Genomic DNA, 15,443 nt, shown 5'->3' with positions numbered 1-15,443 from the left:
TATGAAAATTGCCCATATAATTCCAGGATCGGGAGGAAGTTTTTACTGCGGAAATTGCCTTCGCGACAGTAAATACATGAAAGCCTTGCAGGATTTAGGACAGCAGGTTATAAAAGTACCGATGTATTTGCCTTTGTTTGAAGATGGTCGTGACTTGTCAGAAGTGCCTGTTTTTTACGGCGCTGTAGATATCTACCTAAAGCAACGCTTTCCGGTTTTCCGACATATGCCTTCCTTTGTCGATAGCCTGCTAAATTCGAAGGCAGTTCTTCACATGGCGGCGCAAAATGCCGGGTCAACCCGGGCAAAGGGCTTGGAGGAAATGACCGTATCAATGCTATTGGGCGAGGACGGCGTGCAAAAAGATGAGTTGGAACGCTTGGTGGATTGGCTAAAGGAAGTCGCAAAACCGGATGTGGTACACTTGTCGAACGCGCTTTTGTTGGGTTTGGCACGACGAATTAAGCAACGACTGGGTATACCGGTGGTTTGTTCGTTGCAAGATGAAGATGTATGGATTGATGTGATGAGTGATGCAAACCGTGACGAATGTTGGGAAATTATGAAGAAAAGGGCTCGTGAAGTCGACGCGTTTGTCGCTGTAAGTGACTTCTACGCGAAAGACATGAAACGACGCCTTCATTTAAATGACCGACAACTTTTTGTCAATCACATTGGTGTTGATGCAGGAGACTACAGAGTTAAAGCAATTGCTGAAAAGAAGCCTATAATTGGTTATATTTCAAGAATGTGTGAAGATAATGGTTTGGATATTTTAATCGATGCGTTTGTCCTGTTGAAGGAAGACCCGTCTTTTGAATCGGTTGAGTTAAAAATCACCGGGGGAAAAACCAATGACGATACGCAATTTATCCGCGAACAGAAACAAGTGATCGAGCAGGCCGGATTGACGGATGCGGTGCATTGGGTTGATGAATTTGAAGGTGAAGACCGGCTGCGTTTTTTCGATTCAATAAGCTTGCTGTCGGTTCCTGTGTTAAACGGTGAGGCTTTTGGTTTGTACCAACTTGAAGCATTGGCGTCGGGCGTTCCTTTAGTTCAACCCGAACTAGGAGCTTTTCCTGAGGTGGTTAATCAATCGGAAGGTGGAGTGATCTATCATCCGAATAGTCCGAAAAAGTTGGCAAAAGCCTGGAAAGGACTCATTCTGAACAATGCGAAACTGGAGGAGCTGAGCACGAATGGATTAGCCGGTGTGAAGAAACATTTCGATGTACACGAGCAAGCCAGAAAGCTGGTTGAAATTTATGAGAAAGTGAGAAAACCGGCCCAATAACCAGCATGGGGATACTCTGCAACGCATTTCAATTCAAAAAAATGAAATGGTAAAACATTCAATTTAAAACTGATTCATGCTTGAAATCAATCAACTTTGTAAAAGCTTTGTTTCCGGTTCCGGAGAAAAACGAATTATACTGGATCAACTTGATCTGACGATTAAACCAGCAGAGCGACTGGCTATTGTGGGGCCTTCGGGATCGGGTAAAAGTACTTTGTTGAACTTGATTGGCGCGTTGGATACACCCGATTCGGGCAGCATTTTACTCGACGGAGAACCGGTGTTTTCTAAGTCTGACGCTGAGTTGGCTGCTTTTCGGAATTGTTCGATTGGCTTTGTTTTTCAGTTTCACCACCTTTTGCCTCAGTTTACCTTAAAAGAAAATATTTTACTGCCGGCATTGGCTCCAGGTCGGAAGATTGATAATGCACTATTGAAACGTGCTGATTATCTGATGGACCGTTTGGACATCGCTTCGCTTCAAAAACAGCGCCCTTCGATGCTTTCAGGGGGAGAGTGCCAACGAACGGCAGTTGCGCGAGCCTTGATTAACAGCCCTAAAATTTTGCTGGCTGATGAGCCAACAGGGGCTTTGGATCAACATTCTTCCGATCAGCTTACGGAGCTTTTGTTGCAACTCAATCGCGAAGAAAATGTGAGCCTGCTAGTAGTGACTCACGCCACTCGTCTGGCTTCGCGTATGGATAAAATTTACCGTTTAACCGATGGAAAACTTCAGTTGCAATGAGTACGTTCCGCTACGTCCTGAAATCGCTGCTCCATTTCAAAAAACTTAATCTGACTATTGTTGCCGGGATTGCGTTAAGCACGGCCATCTTATTGGGTGCTCTCATGATTGGCGACACGGTCTCCTTCAACCTGAAAAAAATAAGCTTGCAACGCCTCGGCAAAACTCACTGGACCGTGTCTGGGGGCGAACGTTTATTTCGGGCAAACCTGGCTGCTGATATTTCCGGTGTTCCCGTTTTATTTTCGAGCGGAATGGCGGTTGTCGATGGCGGAAAGTCGCGTGCCAATCATCTTCAGGTTTGGGGTGTCGATGGTTCGTTTAATCAGATAGCCGGTACTGATAGTCTTTTTTCGATGGCCGAAAATGAAGCGATTTTAAACGAACGACTGGCGACAGTTTTGGGCTTGAAGGTTGGCGAAGAGCTTATGCTGCGCGTTAACCGACAGAGTGCTTATCCTGCCAATACGCCTTTTGTCTCAGCTGATGAAAGCACTGTCTCATTTCGGGTAAAGGTAAAAGCGATTGCTTCGGCCAAAACTTGCGGAAACTTCAATTTACAACCGGCACAATCGGCTCCGCTAAATGTATTTGTCTCGTTGAAATGGCTAAACCGACAGATGAAACTGGAGGATAAGGCGAACCTGATTCTGATATCGGATGACAACACGGATGAACGAATACTGACTGATCAGATTCAGAAACATTGGCAGTTAGATGACCTTAATTTTGACATTTTCACCGATTCGGCAGATCAGATGGTGGGAGTGCGATCGGAGCGCGTGTTTTTGGAGAATAGTCTGGCGAATAAACTGCAACGAATTGATTCTTCGGCACAGACGATTTTAACCTATTTTGTAAATCGCTTTGATGCGAATGGAAAATTGACACCGTATTCGTTTGTGAGCGGGCTGCCGCAAGCGGATGTTCCAATCGGAGCGAATGAAATTCTCATTAACCAGTGGCTTGCAGACGATCTGGAGGCCAAAGAAGGTGACTCCATTCAGCTCACGTATTTTGAAGTGGGCCCGCTACGGCGGCTGGTAGAAAAACAAGCAGCTTTTTCGGTGTCGGGCATTGTTCCTATTTCGGGGAAATGGGCCGATTTGGCGCTCGTGCCGGAAATTCCCGGCTTATCGGACGCAGGACATTGCAGCGATTGGGAAACTGGCGTGCCGGTTGATTTATCGCTGATACGTCCGAAAGACGAAAGCTATTGGAACAACTATAAAGGAACGCCCAAGGCTTTTGTGGAGCTCGAAACAGCACAAAAGCTTTGGGGAAACCGATACGGCAAAGCGACAGCCATTCAGTTTTCGAATGTAAATCAATTGCAATTGGAGACGAGCATTCTGCAATCGGTATCACCTGCCGATTTGGGTTTTGTTATCACTGCTGTTCGGGAGCAGGGATTGCAGGCTGCCAGCCAAGGTGTTGATTTTGGAAGTCTGTTCATCGGACTTAGTTTTTTTGTACTGTTCGCGGCTTTGTTACTGGCTTTTTTGATGTTTCGGCTGTATCTGAATTTCCGTCGCAACGAAATTGGCACCCTGCATGCGTTGGGATTCGTGGGGAAACAAATTCAAAAATTGTTTTTGCTCGAAGGGCTTTCGTTAATTATTCCGGGAATTCTGTTCGGAATACCATTGGGCTTCGCTTATAACAGTTTCATCGTAGATGCCATCAATGGCATTTGGCACGACATTGTCCGAACGGCAGTAATCGAAGTTCATCTTCGAACCCAATCTGTTTTTATAGCTGTGATTAGCATTCTGGCGATTGGTTTGCTAAGCGTTTGGCTCATTCTGCGAAAATTCTCCACCGAAGCAATTACCGCTGTTCAGCGGAAACAGGTGGTTTCCGAAAAACTTAAAAAGCGCAATTTATGGCTTGGTCTCGGACTGGTGATTCTGGCTTTGGGGATGATGATTGCTCAGGGAATTGGCCGCGATATTCAGCCTGAAATATTTTTTACAGCCGGATTTATAATGTTGCCGGGCTTGCTTTTTCTAGTCGATTACGGCTTTCAATCCATACTTCAGCGAGAGGCGAATGGCTTATCGTTCGGGCATTTCATGACCTTGATGAGTTTTTCCGATCGCCGGAAAAATAACCTGATAGTCGGCTTTTTGTCGATCGGTATTTTTCTGGTTTTGTCAACCGGACTGTTTCGAAAAGATTTGACCCGAAATGCTGATCTGCCTTCATCCGGAACGGGTGGATATCAATTCTTCGCTGAGAGTAGCTTCCCGATTTTATATGATTTGAATTCGGAGGAAGGCCGTTTTCAATTTGGGCTGGACGGCTCTCCGGCTCATTTTGTGCAATTTCAAGCGCTGGATGGAGCCGATGCCAGTTGTTTAAACCTGAACAGGGTGAGCAAGCCACGAGTGCTTGGCTTTGATCCGTCTGCTCTGGATGTCCGACAGGCGTTTACATTTACTGAAACTGATGAACATCTCAATTCGGATCATCCGTGGCTATCGCTTCAACGGCCATTGACCAACGGAGCTATCCCTGCAATTGCTGATGCCTCGGTAATCAAATGGAGTTTAGGTAAAACGGTTGGCGATACGTTGGTGTATCAAAATGAAGCTGGCGACGATATTATTCTGCAGTTGATCGGCGGGGTGGCAAATTCAGTTTTTCAAGGAAATATTTTGATTGGAGACAGTCTTTTTCAAGCTAATTTTCCTTCGGTAAGTGGCTCCACTGTGTTTTTAATTGATGCACCGAATGATGCCGAAGCCGAGCTGAAAACAGCTTTCCGAAACTATGGCATGGAAATTTCAACTTGCAGCGACCGCTTGTTGATGTTTTACCAGATCGAAAATACTTATCTCAATATCTTCCTCATGTTGGGCGCATTAGGCTTACTTATCGGAACCATTGGTTTAGCGATTGTTATTTTCCGCAGCCTGTTCGAACAGCGGTCGGCTTTTGCAGTGCTCCAGGCTGTTGGGTTTACCAGGAAAAAAGTTCGTGCAATCAGTCTGAAAGGCCACTTGTTTATCGTTTTCCTGGCTCTTTTATGCGGATTGATTCCTGCTGTTCTTTCGGCTTTGCCCACGCTTATTTCGGATAGCTATTTCAAACTTTTGTACTGGAGCCTCGGTGTGTTTGCCTTAGTGTTGTTCAGTGCCTGGTTGTGGGTTGTTGCCGGCCACCGGTGGGCCATGAAAGGACAGGCAAGTGAAGTTTTGCGAAATGAATAAGCTATAGCTGACTGGTGCATAGCTTGATTTTACACCATTGCATTAGGTAACTGCGATTCAATTCGGTTCGTCTCCGATTCCATTAAGAACTCCAATTCTCCAACTTCTGCTGCCAGGATTGTATTAAACGGCGACCTCTTTTTTGCTTTTGAGATCGTCTGAAATTGGATCCGATTTGCCATTTTATGGGGCAATATTCGGTACGATAGGCAAGACGTCTGAAACTATTCAGTATTTCAAGGAGTATAAAAAATTGACCTCTACCCTGATAAATTGAAATGTTTGACGTTGTATTCACTTAAACTTTTGCCTTATGCCTATCTATATGGATCGACACGATGTTTCAGCTAATGTAACAGCGGCTATTGTAGCCCAACTTCATCAACAGGACTTAGCAATACAGCACGAATTTAAATGTCGGGGACTGACGTATTGGTTCGACAGCAAGAGAAAAACCGCTTTTTGTTTGATAGATGCACCAAATAAAGAGGCCATCCAAAAGATGCACGATCAGGCTCACGGTGAAGTACCTCACGAAATTATAGAAGTAAATCCCGAAATTGTAGAATCTTTTTTGGGACGCATTGAAGATCCGAAAAAACAAGTTGATGCAAATTCGAAAATTATTGAGGACTCAGCTTTTCGTGTAATCATGGTTGTTGGATTTGATAATCAGCCCTTCCTGTTCGGGGATAACGAATCCGAATCAGCTCAATTGAGGCTGTGTATGAGGCAGATCGAAGGTATTATCAGACGATTTGAGGGAGCGGTAGCGGATCAAAAATCGTGGCAAATGCTGGGAGTATTTAGAAAAGTTTCTCAGGCTGTGTTTTGTGCCATAGAACTGTATGCCAGTTACCGGTTTTGGAGTGAATCTCCGAATTTTACGCAAGGTAATTTGAAAATGGGTATTAGTGCCGGTGTTCCGGTGGACGGGAATAAAACGTTTTTCGAAGATGCTTTGAAAATAGGGAAGCGTCTTTTTTATTTATCAGGAACCCAGGTGTATGTAAGCTCGGAGATAAGTGAACTGTATCAGCAGGAAAGTCGGAATCTCTATCTGGATCACGACTTATTCAAAATACTCAAGCCGGCCGATGAACAGTTTATGAACGAATTACTTGACTTTTTGGCGGAATCGTGGCAGATTCCGGAATTGAAAGTAGACGACTTAAGTAAACATATGGGATACAGTAAATCCCAGTTTTACCGGAAGATCGTCTCCTTGGTTGGCATGTCACCCAATAGTTTTATTAAAGATTATCGCTTAAATAAGTCACTAAAACTCATCCACAAACGAAAAGGGAGTATTGCTGAAATTGCCTACGATTCAGGTTTTAACAGTCCTTCTTATTTTACAAAGTGCTTCCATCAGAAATATGGCATGTTGCCTTCCGAATATCACCAACACTCAGCCTAATCTGAGAAATAGCCTGCTTGAAGATAAAAAGACCTAAATATGCTATAGTTTGACCAATAAGTGATAGTTAGCACTGTAATATTTGCCATACCTTTGATAAACAAACATTTCGGACTTGTGTGCGATGTCATTCCAATAGTATTGCCTGATGATTTCCAATAGCCACAAAATCGGAACGATTTGGGTTTAGATTGTTAAACTTAAAACCTTATTTATCATGGGAAATACATTATTCGAACGACTGGGAGGTACCGAGGGCATCACTAAAATTGTTGATGATGTGGTAGAAGAGCACATGAACAATTCAGCCGTAAGTTCACGTTTTCTTCCTTATCAGGAAACACCGGAAAAGCTTAGCGAGATAAAAAGACACACCGTTGAGTTCTTCAGTGCCGGAAGTGGAGGGCCAGTTACCTACACCGGGCGTGAAATGCCTGAAACGCATCGCGGAATGAATATAAGCCCGGGTGAGTACATGCATGTGATGGACGACATATTCGTTGTGCTTAGCAAACATCAAATTGATGAAGAATCGCAAAAGGATGTTCTTGCTATTTTATGGTCACTAAAAGGAATGATTATTGCACAATAGTCTGCTTGTGAGGTAGATGCAGTAAGATTCCCAAGCGTTTTAAATAAAGCCTGAGACCAGACTGTTGATTTTGATCAATCAAACTATTCAATCAGTCCAATTCGTGCGTTCGGTCCTATGGTTAAGAGGTCAGCACTTCATAAAAACAAAAAGGTAGCGTAGGCGAAAGCAATTTCCGCCCAATTCGCTGCCTTCTTACTCGGTATCCGACTAAATAGCCTGAATAACGCGTTTTAGGCGATCTTTAATTTCTTCGGCAATGGGCCCCAGTTCTTCGTTTTCAACAGCCATCATCGAGGCCATCGGGTCAACAGCTGAAACTTCTACCGTCTTGTCATCGAGTTCTCTCACTATGACATTGCAAGGCAGCATCACCCCGATGTGAATTTCAGATAGCAGGGCTTTGTATGCACTCGGTGGGTTGCAGGCACCTAATATCCGGTAGCGGTTAAATTTAACCCCCAGTTTATCTTTCAGTTTTTCGTGAATGTTGATTTCACTCAAAACACCAAAACCTTCTTTTTGCAACTCTTCAGTCGTCTTTTTTACTGCTTCTTCAAATGTGCAGGGTAGATTTTTTGCGATATAATATTTCATAATCAGAACGGTTTAATGGTTTTAGATTTAAGCTAAGAGATGACTACAATAGCCTATCAGTTTTGGCTGCCATAATAAAATCATTGCGATGAAGGCCCTTTATTTTGTGAGTCCACCAGGTAATCGTAACTTTCCCCCATTCAGTAATCATACGCGGATGATGATCTTCGTGCTCTGCAGCCAAGCCAACTTTATAGCTAAAGCTCAAAGCATCAGTGTAGTTGTCGAAGCTAAATGTTCGCTGCAATTTCTGAATCCCCTCATCAATAATGATTTCCCATTCTGGAATTTGGGGTTTCAGTAATTTTGTTTCTTTTTCAGTAACCAGTGGAGCGCCAATTCGGCAAGCTTCGCAGTTTTGTTTGCTTAATTCATCCATGATTGGTGTATTTTAGTATTTAATGGCTGATTTTCCGTCAGTTCTTATCTCGAACCAAGTCCTCCAATGTCACGGTCGGACAGTTAAATTCGTCGATGTAGTTTATCAGGTTTAGAAAGACAGAACGTATCCGTTTCTCCATTTTAGGATCGACACACTTGCCGGTTTCGTCAAATACTTTGTTGATATGCGGAACTGAAACCGGTCCGGGTAAAACGATTCCTCCAACATGGGAACACACACTGCGCAGGCTTTCGAGTGATTTTATCGCGCCAATATCGCCCGATGCAACGCCAAGCAAGGCGATTGGTTTACCCGATAAGGCTGAAGGGAAACCCATATTCTCGATCATTAGTTTGATGGCGGCACTGAATGAACCATGATACTCAGGAGTCGCGAAAATAACTCCGGTTGCGGGTTTTACAGCGGCTATCAGGCGCACGGCATCTACCGAGTGTTCGTTTAGGCCCGGATAGGATAGTTTATAGTCTTTCGGATCGATGACCTGATACGATACTTCGTGATTCTTATTAATCTCATCGATCAGCAGGTCGACGGCCATCGAAGTATAATTATTTGGTCGTACACTTCCTTTTATAATAACAATATTTTTCATCGGCAGCATTGAAGTTATTTTGTTAAAAATTAAGCTCGTAGTTTTGAAACTCCGCGTTGCTGAAAATTATTTTCATTTCCGCATAAGTGACTGATCAGGTTAATTTCGTTTTTTATTATACGTGACTTCTGTTTCAACGTTGTACAGCCAAATCGGCGCACTTGTTGCCTACAATAACAATTAATGGGGCAGAAGTTTGCAGCTTTTCCTATTTTTGCTTCTGATCTTTCGTGCACAGGGCATGAAAAACGCCATCATTTTAATTTGTTTTTATTTTGACATTCAATCCGCATCTAATTGACTTGCCTATTGTGGCCATTCTCGATGAAATAAGCGAGAAACTCCAAGCTTCAAACACGCTCATCGTGAATGCACCTCCGGGGGCAGGTAAAAGCACACTGGTGCCACTGGCTTTACTCAACGATTTAAAGGCGAGTGGCCAAAGGATCATTATGCTGGAACCCCGACGGTTGGCTGCCCGAAGTATAGCCGAGCGTATGGCTTCGTTGTTGGGCGAAGAAGTAGGCGAGACTGTTGGATATCGGATTCGTTTCGAAAACAGAATTGGTAAAAACACCCGGATCGAGGTGGTTACTGAAGGAATTCTCACCCGCATGCTTCATGCCGACAATTCGCTGGAAGGTGTGGCGATGGTCATTTTCGACGAGTTTCACGAGCGTAGCATCTACGCTGATGTTGCCCTGGCACTTTGTCGCGAAGCCCAGCAGATTCTTCGTCCTGATTTGCGGATTATTGTCATGTCGGCAACGTTGAATTTGCCGCAATTGGCTGAAATACTGCAAGCGCCGGTTGTGCAAAGCGAAGGCCGGCAGTTTTCGGTAAAAGTGATTTATGCCGGAGAAAACGATGTTAGGATGCTTGCGGAAATGGCGGCGCAGGTTGTTGTTCGGGCTCTTCGCGAGCAAGAAGGCGATGTACTCGTATTTTTGCCGGGAGAAGGTGAGATTCGTAAGTGCGAAGGGATTTTAAAAGGTGAGAAATTGGGCGTCGAGCTACATCCACTATACGGAATGCTACCCAGGGCTCAGCAGTTAGCAGCTATATTTCCTAGTCGGAAAGGAAAGCGAAAAGTAATTTTGGCCACTTCGATTGCCGAAACCAGTTTAACGATTGAAGGCGTTCAGGTGGTGGTTGATTGCGGTTTTGCCCGGACAGCACGCTTCGATCCGAAATCTGGTCTGTCGCGATTGGAAACAATCCGAATTTCGAAGGATTCGGCTGATCAGCGGGCAGGCCGAGCCGGCCGGTTAGGACCTGGAAGTTGCTATCGGATGTGGACATCGGCAACACACGAACAACTGGCAGAACATCGGGTTCCGGAAATTATGGAAGCAGATTTGGCCGATTTGATGCTCGATTTAGCCCAATGGGGAATGATGGATCCCAGTCAGTTAAGCTGGCTCACACCTCCACCCAAAGGCGCGGTTTTAAAGGCATCAGAATTACTGCATCAGCTCGATGCGCTTGAGAATGGAAAAATTACCAATCTGGGAAAAGAGCTGCATCGCTTGCCTTGTCATCCGCGTATTGCGCACATGTTGGTAATGGCCAGAGAACACGGAAATGTGGCGCTGGCAACTGATTTAGCGGCAGTTTTGGAGGAGCGGGATCCGTTGGGTAAAGAAGCAGGTATTGATATCAATCTGAGAATTGAAGCGTTGCGAAAGCAGCGAGCCGAGCAGCGGTTGAGTAAAAAAATGCGACGGATTGAAAAGATTGCCGAGTCGTATCGAACAATCATTGGCTGTAGCTTGAAAAATGAGGCTGTCAATCCCTATGATACGGGTTTGTTGCTGGTACACGCTTATCCGGAACGAATAGCGCATGCCCGGGTTGGCAATAATGCTCAGTTTCAACTTTCGAACGGGAGTATTGCAATGGCTGGTCATAAAGACGATCTGGCTCATGAAGCATGGCTGGCAGTTGCCCATTTGAATGCCCGCGAAGGCATGGGAACCATCTTTTTGGCTTCACCATTAGATCCGACAGATTTGGCGCCACTCGTAAAAAGTCGCGAAGTAATTAGCTGGGACAGCAAAAAAGGTGGATTGATCGCCTTAAGCGAGCTTCGGATTGGAAGCATCGTTCTGCAGTCGAAAGCGTTACCTAATCCGGATAAAAGTCATTTGCAAAAAGCCATTTCCGATGCCCTAAAAAAAGAAGGAGAACAACTGCTGAACTTCAGCGACGACGTTATTCAATGGCAAAATCGTGTTCTCAGTTTGCGCAAATGGTGCCCGGATTTGAGCTGGCCTGATGTGTCAACTCAAGCACTTTTGCAAACCAACGAAGAATGGATTTCGCCCTATTTACAGGGCATTCGCAAGGCCGACGATCTTAAGAAAATCGATCTGGCTACTATTTTGCACTACCATTTAAGTCCCGGGCAACAAGACCTGTTAAATCGTTTAGCACCATCGAAAATCACTGTTCCGAGTGGTTCTGTAATTAAGCTTGATTATCAGGCAAACGGTATGCCGCCGGTTTTAGCTGTGCGACTGCAGGAGGTATTTGGCATGGCTGATACGCCAACGGTGAATAATGGCCGCGTCAATGTGCTGATGCATTTGCTTTCACCCGGTTTCAGGCCTGTTCAGGTTACTTCTGATTTGCGGAGTTTTTGGAATTCAACTTATTTTGAAGTGAAAAAGGAGTTGAAACGCCGCTATCCGAAACATGCCTGGCCCGATGATCCCTGGACAGAGGAAGCAGTGCGCGGTGTGAAACGAAAAACGAAATAAGCCATGCGTGAGAAAAATATACAATTAGTCAGTCCGGGAAAGAATGGGCAACTTATCGGAGAATACGGAGAACCGGTTAGTCCGCCCAGAGGATGGATTTTTTTGCCGGCAGGAGATGCCGGAGTGACCCGCAAGGTAACTGCTCAGGGAAAATACTGGCGTGTTCAATACAAAAAGGGTCGAAAAACGATTTCAAAAGGCATTTGGGCGCCCGCAGAAACAATTTTGGAGGCTCAACAAACGGTGGCTGCCGTTCGTCAAACCGAGGGCTACCAAAAGAAACGGATTGCTGATCTGCAACGACGAGAGAAGAAGCAAGAATTATACGAAGGCGAATTTTTAGAGGCGGTGGAAAAGTATCTGAATTTCCACGATTGCTACAAATTGATTGCCCGAACAATGGCCAAAGCAATAACAGAACATGCAACTCCGGTTGGAAGTGGAACCGTTGCCCGCACCCAATTAATTCCGTTGGAAGAGCGTGCTTCGCGTGCTGTTATAGCCTGGATGAGGCATAAAACAACAGCCTACGACAAGATGCAGATTGCACGTGTAAAAGGCGAACGGCGGGCTGTTCGCAGAGAATTGGCGCAGCAGTCGGTTCAGTTATTGCGACAATACCGAAGAGGCGAAACAATTGCCGCTGATTGTCCGCTTCGAAAAGCAATTCAGTCTCAACTAAAACAATTCAATCATGAATAAGCTGTGTCCATGTGGCTCCAATCTGCCAGCAGCAGAATGTTGTGCCGCTATTATTATTGGCAAACGTACAGCCGCAACTGCCTTGGAGTTAATGCGGTCACGCTATACGGCTTTCACGTTGGCCAATGGCAGCTACCTTATGCAAAGCCATCACAGCGAAACACGACCGGTCAAGGAGCGTCGATCAATTGAAAACTGGGCCAGGTCGGTGCAATGGATGGGCTTGGTTATTTTAAGCACTGAGGCTGGCGAAGCCCCCGACCAGGCAGGGTTTGTCGAATTCAGAGCCCTTTATATTGAAGGGGGTAAGATGCAGCAAATTCACGAAAAATCACTTTTCAAACGTGAACAAGGGGAGTGGGTCTACCATTCGGGCATTCATAACTAATACAACGAATCAACTTTTTTCTTTTTTTGTTTGAATCAATTTCGAACATCGAATTACGAATTGTCCAACATTCCGCAGGGCTCTTTAGTCCTTGGCACATCGTTATTTAGACGTACATTTTTTTAACAGGGTGATTTTCTTGTTTAGTTAATCGGAACGTAAACAGCCGTTTGCTCGTAATATGTAAAACGGGTAAGCATCGTACTAAACGAGAGGACATGAAAAACCTAAAATTGCACGTTTCATTGGAGAATTTCTTTGTTGAAGTTGGCAGCTTGATCTTATTTACACAAAACGTCGGGCGACAGTTTTTAAGTTCTCCGTTCGAATACCGCGAATTAGTTAAGCAGGGATATTACATTGGTAATAAGACGCTTCCGTTGGTTGCCATCACTGCATTCATAATGGGGATGGTTCTCACTCTGCAGTCAAGACCTGTAATGCTCGATTTTGGAGCCGTCACTTTGCTTCCCGGAATGGTTTCTGTTTCAATTGTCCGCGAGATTGGCCCGGTGATAACAGCTTTGCTTTGCGCCGGAAAAATCAGCTCGGGTATTGCTGCCGAACTGGGAGCGATGAAAGTAACCGAGCAATTGGATGCGATGGAGGTGTCGGGTACAAAACCCTTGAATTTTGTGGTCGCAACTCGAGTCATAGCCACCACTTTTTTGGTTCCGATTCTGGTTTTCATCGCTGATGCGCTCGGAATTCTGGGATCATTCGTTTCCATTAATATGTACGAAGGCACATCATTTGTCCTGTTTATTTCGCAGGCGTTCGATTCGCTCGAGTTTTACGATATTATCCCATCGACCATTAAAACCTTCTTTTTTGGCTTTTTTATTGGTTTAATTGGCTCGTATAAAGGATATAACACCGGACAGGGAACAGAAGCAGTCGGTATGTCGGCTAATTCGGCAGTAGTTACAGCATCGTTAGTTGTGTTTTTAATCGATTTGATTGCGGTTCAGCTCTCAAATCTGATTTATGGCGTTTAAACTGAAGCTATGGAAACGGTAATTGAAGTCAATCATTTGGGAAAGTCTTTTCAGGAAAACAAAGTCTTGAACGACATCAGCTTTACCCTTAAGCGAGGCGAAAATATAGCCATTCTCGGCAAATCGGGTGTGGGCAAGTCGGTCCTTGCTAAATGCATTGTCCGCCTGCTCGATCCCGACGAAGGAGAGATATACGTACTTGGACAGAATCTGCTGGAATTGGATGTAATTCAACTGGATGAAGTCAGAAAAAGAGTTGGCTACATTTTTCAGGGAGGAGCCTTGTATGATTCCATGAACGTTCAGGAAAACCTGGAGTTTCAGGTGAGACGAACCTCAAAGGAGATCAATCCTGTTGATTTGCGAAACATGGTTGAAGAGGCACTTTTGAATGTTGGCATGGCGGAAGCGATTGACAAAATGCCGGCTGAGTTGTCCGGAGGAATGAAAAAACGGGTAGCAGTTGCACGGACGCTAATTTTCAAACCGGAAATTATCGTCTACGATGAACCAACTACAGGTCTCGATCCGGTGACTTCGGGCGAGATTAGCGAATTAATTTTAAGTGTTCAGGAAAAATATAATACTTCATCGCTAATTATTTCACACGATATGAAATGTGTAAAGCTGACAGCTAACAAGCTGAAAATAATGATGAATGGTCAGTTTTATATTGAAGGAAAATGGCAGGACTTGTGTGAAAATAATGATTCGGAAGTCTGGGGGTATTTTCATTAAAACAATGTATCATGATCAATTCGAAACACCATACCTTAAAACTCGGATTATTGGTAACAACAGGCTTGTTCTTGTTCATTCTTGCCATTTATTTTCTGGGTGCGAACCAAAACCTGTTTACCTCAAAAATTATGGTGAAAAGCTACCTGGTGGATGCTGCCGGCCTTATCGAGGGGAATAAAATCAGGTATGCCGGAGTTACTGTCGGAACGGTCACCGATGTGCAAATTGTTTCTGACACTTCGGTGATGGTCGGTATGTCGATCAATCAAAAAGTGCGGGAGTTTATCCGTAAAGATTCAAAAGTTGAAATTGGGCAGGAAGGACTGATGGGAAGTAAAATTCTCCTTATTCATCCCGGAACTATGGGAGCAGGACCAATTGAGGACAACGATGTGCTGGTTTCCATTCAGGCATTAACGATTGATGATTTGCTTCGCGATGCTGAAACAGTGATTGCAAACAGCCGGGTAGTCTTGAGTAACCTGGCCGATATTAGCAATAAAATTAATCATGGTGAAGGCGATTTGGCCATGTTACTCAATGAAAACCGGATGGCAACCCGTGTCGATCAGATTAGCGAACAGCTACTCCTGATTTCGACAAATACCAATGAAGTAATTCAAAAAATCAATCACGGAGATGGTGATTTAGGAAAGCTCGTGAACGACTCGCTGATCACAGGTAGTACTGTTCAACTGCTGAATAAATTTAACGAGGTTTCGATGCAGGTTGCCGGTTTGCTGGGCGAATTACAGCTTTTTGCCAATGAACTGACTCAAGGAGATGGCCTGGCTCACCAGGTGACCTACGACAGCGAAATGACTCAAAAAGTTGATTCAACCATTACGAATTTAAACAACGGGATCGACGAGATTGTGGAGACAGCTCAGGCGATTCGCGAAAGCTGGATCCTGAATGTCTTCTCCGGGAAAAAGAAAAGGCAATGACGCCCACTCGGCAGACAGGCAATCAGCAACCGTTCAAC

14 protein-coding genes are annotated in these 15,443 nt (G+C 44.6%); 11 read left to right on the top strand and 3 right to left on the bottom strand.

The features are described from left to right. Position 1: 1 nt before the first annotated feature. The 5 genes from ABZD21_RS01840 to ABZD21_RS01820 all read left to right on the top strand — a co-directional run bounded on the left by ABZD21_RS01840 (position 2) and on the right by ABZD21_RS01820 (position 7,275). Entirely contained in the window at positions 2 to 1,297 is a 1,296-nt protein-coding gene (locus tag ABZD21_RS01840) for a glycosyltransferase family 4 protein (RefSeq protein WP_372772445.1), read from the top strand. Between the two features lie 76 nt (positions 1,298 to 1,373). Then, the gene (locus ABZD21_RS01835; protein ID WP_372772443.1) at positions 1,374 to 2,048 is read left to right on the top strand and encodes an ABC transporter ATP-binding protein; all 675 of its coding nucleotides are present in this window, start codon (positions 1,374 to 1,376) and stop codon (positions 2,046 to 2,048) included. Continuing rightward, positions 2,045 to 5,263, top strand: a complete 3,219-nt coding sequence (locus tag ABZD21_RS01830) for an FtsX-like permease family protein (protein WP_372772442.1) — start codon at positions 2,045 to 2,047, stop codon at positions 5,261 to 5,263. The genes ABZD21_RS01835 and ABZD21_RS01830 overlap by 4 nt, the downstream gene beginning before the upstream one ends. Positions 5,264 to 5,576: 313 nt before the next feature. Further along, positions 5,577 to 6,683 (top strand): nickel-binding protein, encoded by a 1,107-nt coding sequence (locus tag ABZD21_RS01825; protein ID WP_372772441.1) that lies wholly within the window; start codon positions 5,577 to 5,579, stop codon positions 6,681 to 6,683. Positions 6,684 to 6,900: 217 nt separating this feature from the next. After that, positions 6,901 to 7,275 (top strand): group 1 truncated hemoglobin, encoded by a 375-nt coding sequence (locus ABZD21_RS01820; protein ID WP_372772439.1) that lies wholly within the window; start codon positions 6,901 to 6,903, stop codon positions 7,273 to 7,275. A gap of 210 nt (positions 7,276 to 7,485) precedes the next feature. Here ABZD21_RS01820 and ABZD21_RS01815 read toward each other — a convergent pair whose 3' ends face one another. Genes ABZD21_RS01815 through ABZD21_RS01805 form a run of 3 tightly spaced genes read right to left on the bottom strand, consistent with a single transcriptional unit; the run spans position 7,486 to position 8,867 of the window. After that, positions 7,486 to 7,872 carry a DUF302 domain-containing protein gene (locus ABZD21_RS01815; protein ID WP_372772438.1) on the bottom strand — a complete coding sequence of 129 codons (387 nt, stop codon included), beginning with the start codon at positions 7,870 to 7,872 and terminating at the stop codon, positions 7,486 to 7,488. A 43-nt stretch (positions 7,873 to 7,915) separates the two neighbouring features. Then, on the bottom strand, positions 7,916 to 8,251 hold the full coding sequence (locus ABZD21_RS01810) for a 4a-hydroxytetrahydrobiopterin dehydratase (RefSeq protein WP_372772436.1): 336 nt from the start codon (positions 8,249 to 8,251) through the stop codon (positions 7,916 to 7,918). Between the two features lie 37 nt (positions 8,252 to 8,288). Next, positions 8,289 to 8,867: an NADPH-dependent FMN reductase gene (locus tag ABZD21_RS01805; RefSeq protein WP_372772434.1), complete on the bottom strand. Its 579-nt coding sequence runs from the start codon at positions 8,865 to 8,867 to the stop codon at positions 8,289 to 8,291. A gap of 275 nt (positions 8,868 to 9,142) precedes the next feature. On the opposite strand from ABZD21_RS01805, the gene hrpB reads away from it, so the two are divergent. From hrpB to ABZD21_RS01775, 6 genes are all read left to right on the top strand, one after another. Continuing rightward, a complete protein-coding gene (gene hrpB / locus ABZD21_RS01800) occupies positions 9,143 to 11,629 on the top strand; it encodes an ATP-dependent helicase HrpB (protein WP_372772433.1) in 2,487 nt (828 codons plus the stop codon). Positions 11,630 to 11,632: 3 nt separating this feature from the next. Further along, positions 11,633 to 12,331 carry a DUF2293 domain-containing protein gene (locus ABZD21_RS01795; protein ID WP_372772431.1) on the top strand — a complete coding sequence of 233 codons (699 nt, stop codon included), beginning with the start codon at positions 11,633 to 11,635 and terminating at the stop codon, positions 12,329 to 12,331. After that, positions 12,324 to 12,719 carry a YchJ family protein gene (locus tag ABZD21_RS01790; RefSeq protein WP_372772429.1) on the top strand — a complete coding sequence of 132 codons (396 nt, stop codon included), beginning with the start codon at positions 12,324 to 12,326 and terminating at the stop codon, positions 12,717 to 12,719. Before ABZD21_RS01795 ends, ABZD21_RS01790 begins: the two co-directional genes overlap by 8 nt. A 218-nt stretch (positions 12,720 to 12,937) precedes the next feature. Next, positions 12,938 to 13,717 carry an MlaE family ABC transporter permease gene (locus ABZD21_RS01785; protein WP_372772428.1) on the top strand — a complete coding sequence of 260 codons (780 nt, stop codon included), beginning with the start codon at positions 12,938 to 12,940 and terminating at the stop codon, positions 13,715 to 13,717. A gap of 9 nt (positions 13,718 to 13,726) precedes the next feature. Continuing rightward, positions 13,727 to 14,455, top strand: a complete 729-nt coding sequence (locus ABZD21_RS01780) for an ABC transporter ATP-binding protein (RefSeq protein WP_372772426.1) — start codon at positions 13,727 to 13,729, stop codon at positions 14,453 to 14,455. 11 nt (positions 14,456 to 14,466) lie between these two features. Continuing rightward, positions 14,467 to 15,405 (top strand): MlaD family protein, encoded by a 939-nt coding sequence (locus ABZD21_RS01775; RefSeq protein WP_372772425.1) that lies wholly within the window; start codon positions 14,467 to 14,469, stop codon positions 15,403 to 15,405. The last annotated feature ends 38 nt before the right edge of the window (positions 15,406 to 15,443 follow it).

This window comes from Mangrovibacterium sp. (assembly GCF_041596335.1).
Taxonomy (GTDB): domain Bacteria; phylum Bacteroidota; class Bacteroidia; order Bacteroidales; family Prolixibacteraceae; genus Mangrovibacterium.
Note: the sequence above shows the minus strand (reverse complement) of the source record. Positions and strands in the feature narration are given on the sequence as shown.

Bases quoted from the DNA above. Each gene is read 5' to 3' on its own strand.
- ABZD21_RS01805 (WP_372772434.1), bottom strand. From the start codon at position 8,867: ATGAAAAATATTGTTATTATAAAAGGAAGTGTACGACCAAATAATTAT.
- ABZD21_RS01775 (WP_372772425.1), top strand. From the start codon at position 14,467: ATGATCAATTCGAAACACCATACCTTAAAACTCGGATTATTGGTAACA.
- ABZD21_RS01820 (WP_372772439.1), top strand. From the start codon at position 6,901: ATGGGAAATACATTATTCGAACGACTGGGAGGTACCGAGGGCATCACT.
- ABZD21_RS01795 (WP_372772431.1), top strand. From the start codon at position 11,633: ATGCGTGAGAAAAATATACAATTAGTCAGTCCGGGAAAGAATGGGCAA.
- ABZD21_RS01780 (WP_372772426.1), top strand. From the start codon at position 13,727: ATGGAAACGGTAATTGAAGTCAATCATTTGGGAAAGTCTTTTCAGGAA.
- ABZD21_RS01840 (WP_372772445.1), top strand. From the start codon at position 2: ATGAAAATTGCCCATATAATTCCAGGATCGGGAGGAAGTTTTTACTGC.
- ABZD21_RS01830 (WP_372772442.1), top strand. From the start codon at position 2,045: ATGAGTACGTTCCGCTACGTCCTGAAATCGCTGCTCCATTTCAAAAAA.
- ABZD21_RS01825 (WP_372772441.1), top strand. From the start codon at position 5,577: ATGCCTATCTATATGGATCGACACGATGTTTCAGCTAATGTAACAGCG.
- ABZD21_RS01810 (WP_372772436.1), bottom strand. From the start codon at position 8,251: ATGGATGAATTAAGCAAACAAAACTGCGAAGCTTGCCGAATTGGCGCT.
- ABZD21_RS01785 (WP_372772428.1), top strand. From the start codon at position 12,938: ATGAAAAACCTAAAATTGCACGTTTCATTGGAGAATTTCTTTGTTGAA.
- ABZD21_RS01815 (WP_372772438.1), bottom strand. From the start codon at position 7,872: ATGAAATATTATATCGCAAAAAATCTACCCTGCACATTTGAAGAAGCA.
- ABZD21_RS01790 (WP_372772429.1), top strand. From the start codon at position 12,324: ATGAATAAGCTGTGTCCATGTGGCTCCAATCTGCCAGCAGCAGAATGT.
- ABZD21_RS01835 (WP_372772443.1), top strand. From the start codon at position 1,374: ATGCTTGAAATCAATCAACTTTGTAAAAGCTTTGTTTCCGGTTCCGGA.